12 protein-coding genes and 1 riboswitch are annotated in these 16,013 nt (G+C 55.5%); of the genes, 1 reads left to right on the top strand and 11 read right to left on the bottom strand.

What is annotated here, in order from left to right; genetic code table 11:
- Positions 1-404 precede the first annotated feature (404 nt).
- Positions 405-944 (bottom strand): hypothetical protein, encoded by a 540-nt coding sequence (locus BLQ24_RS06240; protein ID WP_090163776.1) that lies wholly within the window; start codon positions 942-944, stop codon positions 405-407.
- Positions 945-1,352, bottom strand: a complete 408-nt coding sequence (locus BLQ24_RS06235; RefSeq protein ID WP_090163774.1) for a C-GCAxxG-C-C family protein — start codon at positions 1,350-1,352, stop codon at positions 945-947.
- Positions 1,353-1,999: 647 nt separating this feature from the next.
- Between BLQ24_RS06235 and BLQ24_RS06230 the strand changes: the two genes are divergently transcribed.
- Positions 2,000-3,433 (top strand): transglutaminase domain-containing protein, encoded by a 1,434-nt coding sequence (locus tag BLQ24_RS06230; RefSeq protein ID WP_090163772.1) that lies wholly within the window; start codon positions 2,000-2,002, stop codon positions 3,431-3,433.
- 96 nt (positions 3,434-3,529) lie between these two features.
- Here the strand turns inward: BLQ24_RS06230 and rfbA are convergent, their stop codons facing one another.
- The 9 genes from rfbA to BLQ24_RS06185 all read right to left on the bottom strand — a co-directional run.
- The gene (rfbA, locus tag BLQ24_RS06225; protein WP_090163769.1) at positions 3,530-4,417 is read right to left on the bottom strand and encodes a glucose-1-phosphate thymidylyltransferase RfbA; all 888 of its coding nucleotides are present in this window, start codon (positions 4,415-4,417) and stop codon (positions 3,530-3,532) included.
- Positions 4,418-4,472: 55 nt separating this feature from the next.
- Entirely contained in the window at positions 4,473-5,894 is a 1,422-nt protein-coding gene (locus BLQ24_RS06220) for a S8 family serine peptidase (RefSeq protein ID WP_176755876.1), read from the bottom strand.
- Between the two features lie 102 nt (positions 5,895-5,996).
- Complete coding sequence (locus BLQ24_RS06215) at positions 5,997-6,689, bottom strand: hypothetical protein (RefSeq protein ID WP_090163765.1); 693 nt, start codon at positions 6,687-6,689, stop codon at positions 5,997-5,999.
- Positions 6,690-6,950: 261 nt separating this feature from the next.
- Entirely contained in the window at positions 6,951-8,816 is a 1,866-nt protein-coding gene (locus BLQ24_RS06210; protein ID WP_143004268.1) for an Ig-like domain-containing protein, read from the bottom strand.
- 107 nt (positions 8,817-8,923) lie between these two features.
- Complete coding sequence (locus tag BLQ24_RS06205; protein ID WP_090163760.1) at positions 8,924-10,363, bottom strand: sensor histidine kinase; 1,440 nt, start codon at positions 10,361-10,363, stop codon at positions 8,924-8,926.
- A complete protein-coding gene (locus BLQ24_RS06200; RefSeq protein WP_090163758.1) occupies positions 10,360-11,121 on the bottom strand; it encodes a LytR/AlgR family response regulator transcription factor in 762 nt (253 codons plus the stop codon). The genes BLQ24_RS06205 and BLQ24_RS06200 overlap by 4 nt, the downstream gene beginning before the upstream one ends.
- On the bottom strand, positions 11,118-13,157 hold the full coding sequence (locus BLQ24_RS06195) for a sensor domain-containing phosphodiesterase (RefSeq protein WP_090163756.1): 2,040 nt from the start codon (positions 13,155-13,157) through the stop codon (positions 11,118-11,120). The genes BLQ24_RS06200 and BLQ24_RS06195 overlap by 4 nt, the downstream gene beginning before the upstream one ends.
- Before the next feature lie 164 nt (positions 13,158-13,321).
- Entirely contained in the window at positions 13,322-15,061 is a 1,740-nt protein-coding gene (locus BLQ24_RS06190) for a Cna B-type domain-containing protein (protein ID WP_090163754.1), read from the bottom strand.
- Between the two features lie 60 nt (positions 15,062-15,121).
- Positions 15,122-15,242, bottom strand: a riboswitch (cyclic di-GMP riboswitch).
- A 433-nt stretch (positions 15,243-15,675) separates the two neighbouring features.
- On the bottom strand, positions 15,676-16,013 hold a 338-nt coding region (locus BLQ24_RS06185; RefSeq protein WP_143004267.1), incomplete at its 5' end, for a DDE-type integrase/transposase/recombinase.

The raw sequence follows: 16,013 nt of genomic DNA, 5'->3' as shown, positions 1-16,013 counted from the left end.
ATTCGAGCTCTTCGAATCGATCGGAATGATTGACAACCTCCTGCAATGGTTTTTCGAAAGCGGGGCCCTGCCGGAAAAGGTTGGTTATCGTAATTGAAAACGGAATTGAGAATGGTCGTAGCTGTCAGGATACCTCAGTGGAACGATAACGAATATCGGAGAGGGTCCCGAAATGATGATCAGAGAACAGATACGAAGTGTCTCCGATGAATGTATGTGCAGCAGGAAACGGAGCGAAGATCTGATTCCGAAATATGAAAGAGAACTTCATATAGATTACGAGATGTCTCTGAGAGATCGAAACGATTTCTAACGTAAGACGAAACACAACTCAAATAGTGATAACATGTTGAGCAGAAAGCCCGTCGTCCACAGACGCCGGGCTTTTTCATGTCCCGCCTCTTCTACCGCATCCGGCTGACCAGAAGCCTGCAGCTCTCCATCTGCTCCCGGTACTCGGGATCCCCGGTACTGTAATACAGATCTTCGAAGATCCTGCACGCCTCTTCTGCCCGGTTCGCATCATTGGTATTCTGTACGACCGGACTTCTGGCCAGGGTCCGGAGGACCTTGGCCAGAAGCGCCAGAAGCTGTTCCTCTTCCGGGTCCGGACGACCGTACCGGCGCCGGCGGGGCAGTTCGGAGCCGCCGGCGCCGGGCGGCTCCTGCCGGGACTGTTTCTCATTCAGTGAATTCCGTATAGCCAGTTCCAGTTCATTCAGCGCCCGGAACGACTGCATCCGCCTTTGCCATCCGGCGGAGCGGGCACCTCGGATCCGTCCGGCGCAGGTGTCATGATACATGCAGAGCCGGCAGTGCCCCGGATCAAAATCAAATCCGCAGACCGTCTGCCCGACCCGCTTCTTCTCTTCTTCCGCAGATCCTTCCTCAAAAAGCCGAATCGCACGGTACCGGTTTTTCAATTCCTCCAGCGAATACTCCATCTACTTCAGTCCCAGAACATCCTCGGCCAGTTCGCATGCCGTTTTGACACAATCCGGACAAGCCATCATGACAACGCCGGTATCCCGTCCCTTCAGATCTGCACAGGCAGTGGCGCCGGCCTTCTCACGGAACCGCTTCACCATCTCCCGGGTGAACCGGTACGTTGCCCCTTTCGAACTGGCCCGTTCCATATCCACCGTACTCTTCGTGATTCCCGCCAGCACACATGCAGCGTTCAGCGCACCGCAGGTCCCGTCCATACATCCCATACCCAGGCCCAGCCCTTCGCCCACCCGGAACATCGTCTTCTGGTCCATGCCCACGTCATCGGCAAATGCGCAGAGCACAGCCTGAGCACAGTTATATCCCTGATGATGCAGCTTCATCGCTGTTTCCACATGATCCATATCCTTACCTCTTCGATTCCTTTCTATTAAATAACCTTCTCGTGACATCTCTTTCGCACCCCATATTTTAGCACCGGCCCGGGGTCCCGTCCACCGGCTCGTTCTTCTCGCCTCCAATGTGCGAAATCACCCAAAATGTCCTGATCCGCACCCGAATGACGGTATGCGAGGGTGCGAAACCAAAAGAAAATCCCGGTTAATCTATTCCGGCGGCCTCTGAAGGTGCGATTCCGGAAAAATTCCTATTTCCGCACCTGGCCGGCCGGACAGATTGTATATGTGCCGGATGTGCTGGACAAAAAACAACCCGTCTGCCGATCGATCATTCCCGAACACACTGTGCTTCAGCGGGCAGGCAGACAGACAAAGCAGCTATTGAGCATAATACTTGTGCGTTAAGTAAATTAATTGCAATGTCGAAATCATTGCTTTCAGCAGCCCAGTGCGGAAATGAAGTTTTTCGCAGATCCGCACCCCGCCGGACGACCTTCCCAACCATTTTTTCTATATACCCTGGACCCCTTCATTGAAAAAGTCAATAAATACCTGGGAATCATTGTATCTTCCTATTGGACGAATTCATTAACAACTCATACAATAGGTTGACGTAATAAAGTATTGTGATGACATTGAAGGGAGAATGATTCATGTCTAAGAACGCATCACTGCGTAAGGCGATCGTCGTTCTGCTGGCTCTGGTGGTAACGGTATGTTTCTCCGGCATTGCCCAGACGACTTCTTTCGCTGCGAAGAAAACGAAGAAGAAGACAGTTAAGCCAAAGAAGATCACGCTGCAGTCCCAGTGTAAGTATTCTGTGGGAATCAACGGGCTTTGCCAGATCAAGGTGAAGTCTGTTAAGCCGCAGAAGGCAAGCAAGACTGTTACATGGAAGTCCAGCGATGCGAAGGTTGCTTCCGTTTCCAAGACAGGTCTGGTGAAGGGCAACGCAGAAGGTCTGGTTACGATTACCGCCACATCCAAGGCGAACAAGAAGGTCAAGGCTTCTGTAAAGCTCCACGTCGTTCCGACGCAGCAGGGTACAATGACAACGAAGGTTGACCTGACGAAGCAGAACGGCAAGTCTGCGAAGGCATGGGTTCCGCTGGCGAAGTCCAACAATGATCAGAAGATCCAGGATGTGAAGATCGATGTTCCGGAAGAAACCACGAAGAGAATCACGAGGGATTCCGAGGGCAACAAGATTGCTTTCCTTGACTTCACGAACACGCCGCAGGATAAGCGTGTCGCAACGGTTTCTTTCTATGTATGCCGTAAAGCCGTCGTTCCGGCTGCAAAGGGCGAGAAGAGAAACGGAATGACACAGGCTCAGCTGAAGAAATACCTGGGCACATCCTCTCTGGGCGGTAACCTGAAGTCCGGCATCGTGAAGGAGACTTCCGACAAGATCGTGAAGGCCGCGAATGCGAAGACAACAGTTCAGAAGGCGAAGGCCATCTACAACTGGGAAGTGGCCAACCTGGTTCGTATCGACAGCACCATCGGCTGCGGCAGAGGCGACGTTGAACAGATCCTGAAGGATCAGGCAGCTGGCAAGGAAGCCGGCGGCAAGTGCACAGACCTGAGCTCCGTATATGTTTCCCTGCTCCGTGCCCAGGGCATCCCGGCAAGAGAGATCTTCGGCATCCGTATTCAGGGTACAGACACCGCTGCTGCCAAAGACGAGACAACGGCACAGCACTGCAGAGCCCAGTTCTATGATTCCAAGCTGGGCTGGGTCGAGGCAGATCCGGCAGACGTTCTGAAGGCAGTCCTGGTCCAGAAGCTGGACAAGAAGGCAGACAAGGATACGGTAGAATCCCTGAAGGCAGAGTACTGGATGGGCAACAACCAGGAATGGGTGGAACTCTCCGAAGGCCGGGACCTGACACTGAATCCGGCCATCACCGCGAAGGTTTCCTCCGATCCGAAGGTTGCACAGTATTCCTGCCTGCAGAAGGACGGCGTCCTGAACAACTTCGGCTATCCGCATGCAGAAGTGGACGGTGTGGACGTTCCGTGCTATCAGCATCAGGCGTACAGCTACAGCTTCCAGTATGATTCCAAGGTGGTCTGCTGTTAAGCTTTGAACGCTGATCTTTGAATCAAGAATCAAAAAATAGCAAAGGGGCGCTGCCCGAACGAAACAGATTCATCGTTCGGGCAGCGCCCCTCTTTTTTATTGTTCTTCCGCCCGGTCCTCCGCCAGGGCCTCCAGATACTGGCCGTAGCGGGTCTGGTGGAGGCTGGCGGCGCCGGCCGCCAGCTGCTCCAACGTAATCCACTGGTTATCCAGGGCGATCTCTTCGATGCAGCCGATCATGACGCCGCTTCGCTGGGCGCTCTTGATGGCGCCGGCCGCTTCGTAGAGCCGCTCGGCGGTTCCCGCATCGAACCAGGTATAATCCGCATCCAGAGCATGGACACGAAGCTGTCCCTGCTCCAGATACCGCTCATTCACTGCTGTGATTTCCAGTTCGCCCCGGGAACTCGGTTCCAGTGCTTTGGCAAACGCCACCACCTGCGGATCATAGAAATACAGTCCCGGCACGATATAATGGGATTTGGGAATCAGCGGTTTTTCTTCCAGGGAGATCACCCGTCCGTTGGGATCGAATTCCACCACGCCGAAGGGGCGGGGATCCGCCACATAATATCCGAAGATGCCCGCGCCTCCTTTCTCCCGGACCCGGTTCCCCATCCGCCTGAGGGTCCGGCGGAACGCCGGTCCGTAGCAGATATTGTCACCCAGGGCCAGGCACACACAGTCGCTGCCGATGAAGGATTCCCCGATCAGGAATGCGTCGGCGATGCCCCGCTGAACCGGCTGCTCAGCATACTGGATCTCCAGTCCCAGCTTTTCGCCGTGACCGAAGAGCCGTTCGAAGGTTTCGGTCTCGCCTTCCGGAACGATGATGAGGATCTCCCGGATTCCCGCCTTCATCAGCATGCTCAGCGGGTAGTAGATCATAGGCTTGTCGTACACCGGCAGCAGCGGTTTGCAGACCGGAAGAGTGCAGGGGTAGAGTCTGGTGCCCTTACCGGCTGCCAGGATGATTCCTTTCATTGTTTCTGTCCTTTCCGAACATTTCCTGTCATGCGGACGGAGTGAACCGCACAATTTATCCTTTCTGAATGTTCCCCGCTCTGCGGGTGTAATGAACTCTGCTCGGCCGGGAATACTTTCCCACGGATTTACTGTAATGCAGCGTGCCGACGGCCCGGACACGATACAGATACGTGCAGCCCGGCTTCACCTTCCGGTCCGTATATTTCCAGGTGTATCCGGGAACGCATTTCAGATTTTTCCAGTTTCCGTTCTTCCGGCGTTTCTGGATCTGGTAATAGTTGACCCGGCCGGAAGTCGGTTCACTCCAGTTGATCCGGACAGACCGTTTCCGGGGACTGAGCTTCGCCTTCGTCGACAGCCTCGGGAAGGTAAACTTTGTCTTAACCGGAAGCCCCAGCGCCATGCGCACCGCCCGGCCCGCATGGACATTGCCGTAGCCGGTCTGATCATCCCAGCCCTTCTCGTAGAGGTCCGTGGCCGTCGCCTGCAGGATATACCGCACCAGGTCCGGCGTCATAGAAGGATCGATGGAATAGAGCATGGCAGCCACCGATGTCACCGTGGCCGCAGCATAGGACGTGCCGTTCTCCTTCAGCCCGTAATAGGCCGGCCGAATCGGCGTCACCCGGCGGCCCGGGGCCGAGATGAACTTTTCTCCGTAATTGGAGAACAGGGCCCGGGGATTGCTCCATGCGTCCCGGTAATGTTTCGTACCGATGACACTGATCACATGTTTCAGGTCAGAGGGATACCAGGGGGCGGTGGAAGCGAAATTTCCGGCGGCCGCCACCACCGTGACATCATGGGAGGCAGCGTAATCCACGGCTTTCTGGAGAACGCGGTCATCCGCCCTGACATCACCGTCGGGAGCCCCGTGGCCGAAGCTCATGTTGATCACCTTCGCCCCGTGGTCCACTGCGTACCGGACCGCTTTCGCCACCACCTCATTGGAAGCGCTCCTAGCATTGATCTGACCGTCTGCGGCCACCTTGATCGGCATGATGCGCACGATGTCGTTGTGATATCCCGCCGCTGCGCCGGCGATCTGCCCCTTGTTGCCGTAACTGGCACCGATGGCCCCCGCCATGTTGGTGCCGTGCACCACTTTTTTGCTGCTGTATGCGTAAATCCGGAAATTCTTCGTCGCATCCACGGCGTACTCCGGCAGAACGTTCTTCTGCAGATCCTTGTCACTTACATCCACCGCCGTGTCCAGCAGCGCCACCTTCACCGGACTGTGCCGGTGCTTCCGCATCAGATCCCAGGCATCCTTCAGGCCGATGCTACGCTGATACCAGTATGCGTCCGGCTGGTCAGAGAGGGATGCGCCGGAAACCGGCATGGTTTCCGCTTCCTCGGATCCGGGGGACTCGTTGGCACTGCAGGCCCGGGGCAGCAGCACAACGGCAGCCACGATGACCGCCAGAATCAGGAAAACAAATATCGCGGCCACCCCCTGTCGACCGCGATACATGCTGGTATTCCCATGACTTCTCTCGAATAAATCCCTCAATTTTCTCATAAACCTCTTTCGAATCGTTCCTTCCGGAAACAGAATCTTCCGTTCTGCCCCCGCTTACTTGATTTCCACATGAATCACATAGCACCGGTGTGTCTTTCCGCTGTGACGATACTGCACAATGATCTTCGCATCCCCGTGCGCCACACCCCGCACCAGGAAACTACGGTGTCCGGCATCCCAGGTAACCTGGCATCCGGTTCCCGTGGTCTTCAGACCGTTCGGGCTGATGTACCCGCTGCCGAAATGGAGACGTCTGGTCTCGCCGGACCCCATCGAAAGGCTGCGGCTTTCCACATCCCGGAAAATCGGTTTCGTCCGGAAACGAAGGCCCCTGGACCAGCGGCTCTCCCGTTTTCCGGTCACCGCCATGGCCCGGACTTCCATCCGGGAACGCCCGTTGGCCCGGACAGTGTACGTTCCATCCGACCGGTACCGGAACTTCAGCGTTCTGTCTCTCCCGTTCGTCCGATTCCTGACCCGAAGCACCACGTGGTCAGAAGCTTCCTTCTGCTTCAGGCGGACACGAACGGTCACTTTCCGGCGGAACGGCTGCGCATCCTGATTGACAAAACAGGATGCATCGGCGATCGCCGGCGCATCCGGCGGCTTCGGCCTGCTCTTCTTCGGTTTCTTCGCCGCATGAACGATTCCCGCCGGCGGCACTGCCAGAAGAACGGCCAGCATGACGATCAGAATCAGAATCCCCCATTTTCTTTCTGCCGTCCGGCCCTGTCTCATTCCTCTCATATCCATCCCTCCCCTGAAATGCGGTGCGGCGGAAGCCTGCCGGAAAACGCCCCCTTCCGGTTCAGCGCACCGGACAGATCATTTCCGGCAGGATGCTGTCCGCCGCACATCAACACCATTTCCTCTTGTTAATAGTATAATCAAATCACGAAAACCCCGCAAGAGATGCGGGGCGTATTCAGAGCCTGTTAAGAACTTTTCAGGTTCTCGGGGGGCATCCGCGATCAACGGGATGAGGGATTATCGGGATTTCCGGCCGTTCTAATCATTCTTTGCCCAGATTCTCTGGTTCGTGGTGATCTCCGTCACCCCCAGATCCACATATTTCTTCGCTTCCAGGGCATCGTCCAGAGGCCCCAGGGAAATCTTCAGCTGTTCTTTCTTCAGCCGGGAGATGATCCAGCGGAGTTTCTGTTCCCGAAGCGCCAGCCCCTGTTCCGACTTGTCTTTCATGACCTGGGCCACGGAGACGCCGGCCATGTGGTTCGTTTTCGCCCAGCTGATCTCCTGCAGCGTGTTCTCCTCCGACAGGTCGTTCCGCATCAGGAGCCAATAGTCCGCCCCGGAGGCGTCATACCGGATCACTCCCGGCTGACCTGCTTCGCCCTGCTGATTTCCGGCGCTCTGCTGACCGTCCGCACTCTGCCGGCCGCCTGCGTTCCCCTGACCTTCTGACGACGGATCCGGGATCCCCGCCGTGTATTCCTGTCCCACCTGCCGCAGCGTCAGAAGGGTTTCCTTCCCGAAAGCGATGATGGTCACCTTGTTCCCGGGAACTCCCTTCTGCCGAAGAGTTTCAAAGAATTTCTCCGCTCCCGCCCGGGAAATGTTCTGATCCTTCATCTCGATGATGAGCTGCTTCCCCGTGTGCACCGGGTCCACTGCATCGATATATTCCTCCAGATTCGGGATCAGGTAACGGATCGACCGGTCGTTCTTACGGCCTCCGACGATCGGATAGTTCGTCCGGTTTTGCATATTCACCCACTGAACAGGCAGGAAATACCCGGTCAGCCGGTTCAGATACCTGTCGTGAAACACCATGAGGTCCGTGGTCCCGTCCGGCTCCTTCGTTTCCCAGATGTCACACTCGACGCCCCAGTATTTCTGTCCGGCAGCACCCCGGAAGGATTCCACCGTATTCTCCGGATAGGACTTCGGCATGCCCCGGTGCCCCAGGAAATGGGTCTGGAAGGGATTCAGCGGATTCTTGACCGTGAGGGACATATTCAGCTTCCTGCCGCTGCCGTCCCGGGCCGCTGCCGTGATCTTCACCAGTCCCCGCCGTTTCGCCGTCACAACCCCCTTGCTGTTCACGGCGGCGGTTCCCGGATCCGAGGAATAGAAGCGCACCCGTCGGTCCGAAACATTCTTCGGCGAGAAGGTCAGCTGGAATTTCTTCTCCTCCCCGAACCGCATCGTCATCTTCGGTTTCCCGTTCTTCCAGGTCATCTTCCGGACCTTCTTCCCCACCGTCACCCGGCAGGATACAGCCAGATTCGAACCGTCCTGCGTCCGGGCCGTGATGGTGGCCCGGCCGTTCTTCCGGCCGTACACTGTGCCGCGGGCATCAACCTGCGCCACCTTCGGATTGGATGACCGGAACGTCAGCTTCCGGTAGGCCGCATCCGCCGGTGTGACAGCCGCTTTCATCCGGAACTTCTCCTTCTTCTCGATGGTCCTGCGCTTCTCCGTGTTCTTCCATCCCAGCGCCGTGATCCGGGGGCCCACATACACCGCGCAGGAAACAGAGGCGCCGGCTGCCGACGCCGTGATCCGGGCCGTTCCTGCCTGCTTCGCCGTCACAACTCCTTCCGGGCTGACTTCCGCCACATTCGGATCACTGCTGACGAAGGATATCTCTTCGATGCCTTCCGCCAGCACAAGCTGCTCCGACGTCCCCGGCTCCATGATCCTGAAACTGCGGGCGTCCTTCCAATGGAGCGCTTCCCCGCTCTTCTTTGTCTTCACCTTCACCACCCGGGTCACTTTCGTCCCGGAAGCCCGGGGTGCCTTCTTCGCCGCGAAGACATACCCCGGCTCTGTGCCGGCCCCTGCCGTCAGCGTGATGGACAAAAAAAACACCGCAGCCGGTCGTCCAACCTTCTGCCACAATCTCTGATCCAAAGTTACCCCTCCTTCTGATTGCGTTCGGGACGGAGGCGGACCCCCTGCCCGTGCTCCGTCCTGTATACAACGTATACCCGTCAGTATACTGCAATCCAGGGATCTTTTCAATTCCCTCCCTGCCCGTCGGGGCTTCCGGCCGGCAGGTTCCGGGGCAGAGGAATCAGTACATTACTGTAGAATTCCATTCCTTCATGGGAGAAGGATGCCCTGCCGCCGTAGCGTTCCACAATGTACCGGACCGAGGATAATCCGACGCCTCTGCCGTACCCCTTGGTGGATTCGTACTTTCCGTTTTCCATGCGGACCCGGCCGTCGAAACTGTTCGTCATGACAATATAGAGGATTCTGCCCCGCACCCGTACCGTCAGCTGAATGAACCGGTTCTCCGGCCCTTCCCGGGCGGCGGTCAGCGCATTATCCAGCAGATTGCCGATCACCCGGGAGAGGTCCACATTCAAAAGACCCGGGTGCTCCGCCGTCCCATCTCCCGCACCGTCTTCCTGGGCGGTCCCCTGTGCTCTCTTCCCCGTGCTCCCGGAGCCGGCCGGCACCAGAACGTCCGGATCTATCTTCCAGTTCAGGCGGATGCCGGCCTCCCTGGCCTCATTGGCATAATAATTCAGAATGGCATTCAGCGCACTGTCCCGGCAGTACAGCACAGTGTTCTTCCGGGGAAACGTCCGGACGTACCGGTCCAGATACGCATTCAGATCCTCCAGATTCCCCGACTCCGCCATTCCCTTCAGTGCCAGAATTGTCTGCCGGAAGTCATGCCGCTCCCGGGCGTTGTCCTCCAGATACCGCATCTGGTCGTGGTACTGCTTCTCCTGCATTTCGAAGACTCGGTTCCGCTCCCGGATCTCTCCGCTCCGGGTGATCTCGATGCTGATCACATAGAACATTTGATCTGCGATCACCCATGCCGCCAGCATGAGAAACAGCAGCAGCCGGAACATCTGTCCCACACGGTTGAAATGCAGAGTAGAGTAGCGAAGCGGCCGGATGACCAGATTAAAAGCCAGAAGAACCGCCGAAAACGGAATTGCCATGAACCACGCCCGTTCCACATGAATCGTGTCCACCATCCGGGCGCCGTATTTCCCCCAGGGATATGCCAGCAGAAGAAGAGCGGCGAAACCGGCCACATTCTGAAACAGAATGAAATCCATGGACGAATTGGTGAACCCCAGCTTCGGATGAAGCCAGGCATCATACACTGCAGCAAAATTCGACAAAATAGCCAGAAGGGCGATCACATTCATGATCACCGCCAGCGCCTTACAGACCGGTGCTTTCACACTCCAGATGAAGTAAAGAACCGCTGCCAGAAGCAGCCCGAAGTAGAAGATATCCGGATTCCAGTCGAATCGGACCTGAAGGTATTCCGCCGGCAGCACAACGGCAACGGAGAACAACAGGAACGAACTCACAATGAACCGGACACTCTTCCGCAGCTGATGCCGCATGGGAAGATAACACAGAACACATGCCGGAATGAAAATCAGATATGAAGTCCATTCCTGGAACACCTCCTGCCAGATCATGCATTTCCTCCCTTCTCCATGGCCTCCCGGCGCATCTTCGCGAACATATAGTTCTGCCAGATCCGTTCCAGCTGTTTTTCCTTCCGCCGGTTGCACGGGATATGCAGATCACCGGTCAGGTGACAGGTTCCGTCACCGAACGCTTCAACATAATCCATGTTCACCACCACACCCCGGATAATCAGCAGAAACCGCCGGTCCTCCAGCAGCAGCTCCGAAACACCGGAAAACGTCATCCGGGTATGGTAGGTTTCGCCGAACCGGTCTGTAATGTCCAGATAGTGTCCCGCCGTGCACACCGCGACAATTTCCGAGTACGGAATCCGGTACTCGGTCCGGCTGCTGGAAAACGTCAGGCTGGGAATCACCGCCGTGGAACACCGGAGAATATCATCCATCACCCGGTAGACCTCTTCCGGCAGCAGCGGTTTCTCCAGATAATCGAACGCATGCACCCGGAACCCCTCTGCCCGGTGGTCCTCACTGATGGTCATGAAAATCAGCAGCGTGTCCGGATCCCGTTTCCGGATCTCCCGGGCCACTTCAATTCCGGTGCCCTGCTCCAGATAAATATCCAGAAACACCGCCGTATACAGATATGGTTCATAATTTTTCAGCAGTTCTTCCCCGGCGGCGAAGGAGCTGACATGCACCCGGATCCCGTTGACTGCTCCATATTCCGTCAGAATCGTATGCAGCCGTTCCCGGTCCTCCTGCCGGTCATCCAGGATACCGAGATGAATGCTTCTTTCATTCATTCTTCCCCCTCTCTTTCCCGTTTCTCGATCATCTCTCCCACGGACATCGGCTTCCGGAAAAAATATCCCTGATAATTCCGGCAGCCGGCCTCCCGCAGCATCTTCCGCTCCTCTTCAGTCTCCACACCCTTGGCGATTGTCACCGTTCCCAGGACATCCGCCAGCCGGACCAGACTTTTCAGAATCTCTGTAGCCTTCTCCCCCGGATTACGCCGGAACATCCCCATGTCAATTTTCACGGCATCGAAGTCGAAAATCTCCAGCAGCAGTAGCGCCCCGCTGCCCCTTCCGAAGTCATCCAGCCAGATCCGGAACCCTGCTTCCCGGAGCCGGTTAAGCCCTTCCAGCAGATCACCGCTTCCTTCCGGGAGAGATGCCCCGGAAACCTCGAATCGGACCTGCTCCGGACCGATCCCCCAGGCGGCGCAGGTCTCCAGAATCCGGTCAGCCGCCTCCCGACCGGAAAACTCTTCTCCGGTCAGATTCACCGACACCGGAAGGCATCCCATCCCTTCCTTCTCTTCCCTTCTCCGGTCCTCCGCCACCTGCCGGAGCACGAAGGTGTCCAGTTTCCGGCCCATATGATATTTCCGCAGCACCGGCAGAATCTGAGCCGGCGAAATCATCCCCCGGTCCTGCGGGAACCAGCGGATCAGCGCCTCTTCACAGAACGGCTTCTCCTCTCCGCTCCGGACCACAGGCTGATAATACAGCTGCATCTCTCCTGCGTCCAGCGCCTCTTCGAACCGGGCACGGATATATTCCTCCAGAGACTGCCGAAGCTCCCTGGCTTTCCCATCCGGCCGCTGCCCGCCCGAAAGGCAGGCTTCCGGAACCGCCGGGGGTGCAGACTGCGGAGTTCTGCGGTCCTCTTCCCGGTGGCAGGCATAGTACAGCCGCTTATCCTCGTACATCAGTGCGTCCGCCCGCTTCATACAATCTTCCAGAAAAGCCGTATCAGGGCAATACGCACATCCCGCCGCAACCGAAAGATGAATCGATGCCGCAGCGGACCGGAATGCCTCACATTTCTGGGAAAGATCCTCCTCCGTCATCAGCTCGTCCATCACCACGAACTCGTCCCCGCCGGCCCGGTATACATTCTGTTTCCCGAAAATGCGGGACAGCGCATCCGCCAGATCCGTGAGAGCCCGGTCTCCCTCCCCGTGGCCCAGAAGATCGTTGATCCGCTTCAGACCGTTCAGATCGGCGTACACCACACCGCAGGAAACCCTCCTCTCCCGAAGTTCCGCCATCCGTTCCTCCAGCGCATTCCGGTTCCACACCCGGGTGAGCAGATCGTGACGATTGTTGAACTTCAGCGCATCCATGTGGCATTCCATACTCTCCAGCAGATGATTCATATGGGCCGCCAGATCATCCAGTTCCCGGGAGGACTGCTCCCGGATCCTTACGCCGTAATTCCCGCCCTCCATCTCTTCCATGCCGGCATTCATCTCCTCCAGGGGCGCCAGCACCCGCCGGCGGGTTATGCGAAGCACCAGCCACACCTGCATCACCATAACCAGCAGCGCAGTCAGCGTGATATACAGCAGGCTCCGCATCATTTCCCGGACAAAAAACACCCCGTGCACCGTTCGCACCAGCCAGAACCGCCCCTCCCGTTTCGCCACGCAGTAGTGCATTCTGCCATGAATGCGGGTGAAGAAAACCCCTTCCCGGAGTTGCTTCTCGGAAAACCCCGCCTCCCCCAGCGTCTTACCGATCTCCTTCGTTTCCTGGGAAGCGGTCACCACATCCCGCTTCCCGTCCAGCGCATACCACCTGGTTTCCTCGCCGGACACAATGAGGCGGAACGCCTCGGTGAAACTGACCCCCATCTCCTCCCGGTAGGATTCAATCTGCCGGAATCCTGCCCGGGCGTTGATCTGCTCCGCCCGTTCCAGGGTATAAAGCTTCACATATTCCCCCATAAGGAGAACAAAAACCGCCGTAACCAGTGCCATCAGAATCATGGAGCGGCTCATCGACCTGCCTAGGCCCGGTTTCTCTCTGCAGAAATTCTTCTCCGCCATACCCCGCTCCTTTCTGTCCTCCCAGCTGCGGCATATTCAGGAAATCCTGCTGCCACAGGCGGCAGCAGGATCCTCTTTTCACCCGTCCGGAGCATCTCATCCTCCGGATGCATCACTTATTCTCCGGGCACAGCACGTATTCCATTTCCCCGAAACTGTGTTCCCTACTTACCGGATTTTCTTCTCAGCCGAAGGAGAACCGCAGCACCTGCGGCGGCCAGTACCAGCATGCCGCCGTACAGTCCCATATGGTTCTCATCGCCGGTTTTCGGCACATTCGCCTTCACCTGCTCCACCGGCACACTAACTGCCGGCTTCTTCGGTTTGGCCGGCTTGCTCGGTTTGACCGGTTTGTCCGGCTTCGTCGGCTTCACCGGCTTGTCCGGTTTAGTCGGCTTGTCCGGCTTCACCGGCTTATCCGGTTTCTTCACGTCATCATTGGTGATGGTGATGGTATCTCCATCCTCTGTGACTGAAGAAACAAACCCGTCCACAGAGGTGACTTCCTGTGCGGTATACTTCGCTCCGTCATCAATGACGGCTTCCGAGTAGTTCCATCCGTTTGCGTCGGACAGCGTCACAACCTTGTACGCCTCGCCGTTCTTCAGGATCTGCACATCCACAGACTCTGCCGGCGTTCCGCCGTCATCGGTGACCCATACCTTGCTGATGCGGATTGTTTTCACCGGCGGGATGTACGGCGCCGGTGGATTATACTTATTCCAGATATTAAAACCTTCCACTCGTGTTGTGTAGTTCTGGACAGGCTCTTCCGAAATGATGTAATGGACCGGCACACCATTTACATAATATGGCACATTTCCGAAGGAATATCTCCAATTCTCCCCGGAAGTGACCGTCCGCCTTTCGACTTTGTCGCCGCCGGTCAGACAAACCGTTATACTATCCGGACGACTCTTAGCCTTATTATTCTCATCATCCCAGGTTTTCACACCGGAAACAGTGACATATCTTTTGTAGTAAATGGTCACATTCTTATGTCCTGTAAGGTCACTGGCTTTTACGGATAAACTCCCATCTATTTTTACTTGTTGATACACCCCGGCATCTTTGTGCACACCAACTTCTCCGATCGTGAATCCCGAATAATTGTAGTTGCTAAAATCTTTATCCTCGTAAACGTACGGAACCTGCTGCGTATAGAAAGAAATCTTCGTATCCACATCTACATAGTTGATTGTTATGCCGGTGTAAAAACAAAATCCGTCTTTTTCCGTAAAGCCATTATCCCAGGTCGTAACCAAATTCCCCTTTCCGACTCTATCCGCCTCAAATTTTTCCAACGAATCATACTTTTTTCCGTTGAACTCGACGTACTGTTCCTTAATATGTGACGACGGATCGGCCACCGGTTTTCCCTTTTCTTTTACATTGTTCTGAACAGAGTAGGTAACATTCAGTTTGCGGGACTCATCCATGTTTAGATAATACCCATACTCACGTCCCTCAACGTTTGCAATATTCGACCACTCTCTCGGCAACGTTTCTTTAGAGTTTTTTTCATTCGATTCCTCTCCTGAGGACACTCCGCCCTTCTCGCCGGTGTTGGTCGTTTCCGAAGCAGACTCTTCACTTTTCGGAGTCTCGCCATTCTTCCCTTCCGAAGCGGCTTTCTCTTCAACAGTTGCCGTTTTCTCTGTATCGGCTGATGTGGATTCCGACCCTCCCTTATTGGAGGCGCCGGTCTCACCCGCCTGTACCTGTCCCTGATCAGTTCCCGCTGCCGGGGCATTTTCCGTCTGTGCAGAATTTTCCACTGCAGTGAAGCTTTCCGTCGTCGCCGGCTGTCCTTCCTCCGCAAACACGGATCCCGTAAAGCTGAATGTCATGGCAAGTGCGATGCAGAGCAGCACAATCATAAGTTTCTTCGACTTGCTTTTCATTTCGTCCTTCCTTCCTGCTCAGCGGTTTCCAAAAATCAAAAAACCGCCATCGTAATAACGAATGGCAGCTGGCTGTCTCTCTCCCCTGTATGACCGATCTATCGCAATTCGTCAGAACACAACGGTCAGAGACCCTGTAGTTTTGCGTCCCAGTCTCGCGGCTGGTTTGCCTTTCACATTTCCGAACGAATCCGATTATCCAATACTCGACTACTCGGCACGAATCCCATCATCTTCCAATATCGCATATTCTATTCGTTCTTCCTGTACTCAGGATACCCATTTTCTGACTATTTTGCAATAGGAATGACGGAGAAAAATCGCCGGTGGCACGAAATGCAGAATAACTGGCACGAAATGACAATTCTATGCACTTTCCTGCGCATCCTGTTTCACTGATGTCTGCAGGACCGATTCCCCCTGACACGATCAGATGACAGCGAGTCGGAAGATTGTATACAAATCACGATTTGAGTCCTGATGAATGGATATAGAACAGCGTATTGTATACGAATCACGGTTGTATATTGATGGAAGGTGCGAAATCGCTTTTTTCTCCTGATTCGCACCTAAAACTGTACTGGTCAAGTAAAATTGTAATAAAGCAACTCATTTTATGCTACTTGTGCTGGTGGTATCCCGCCGTTATGAGAGTGTGGTCTTTGATTATTGTACCAGCCATACGCATATGCATTCACTTCAACGAATAGGCTCTCTTCAGTTGAAAACTTCCTGAGATAGATCAGCTCTGACTTTAGTGTATTAAAATATCTCTCCATTGGGGCGTTGTCATATGGACAACCTGGTCTGCTCATACTTTGAGTGATCCCATGTTCTTTGCAGAAGTCTGTAAACTCTTTTGACGTGAACTGGCTCCCGCGATCGCTGTGTAGGATCATTCCTGTTTTATTGCCAGATCGCTTGAGTGCCTTCAGAACTGTGTCAATCGCAA

It is taken from the genome of Eubacterium pyruvativorans (genome assembly GCF_900102225.1).
Classification (GTDB): Bacteria; Bacillota; Clostridia; order Peptostreptococcales; family Anaerovoracaceae; genus Aminicella; species Aminicella pyruvativorans.
The sequence above is the reverse complement of the archived record's forward strand: the minus strand, read 5'-3'. Positions and strand labels throughout refer to the sequence as shown.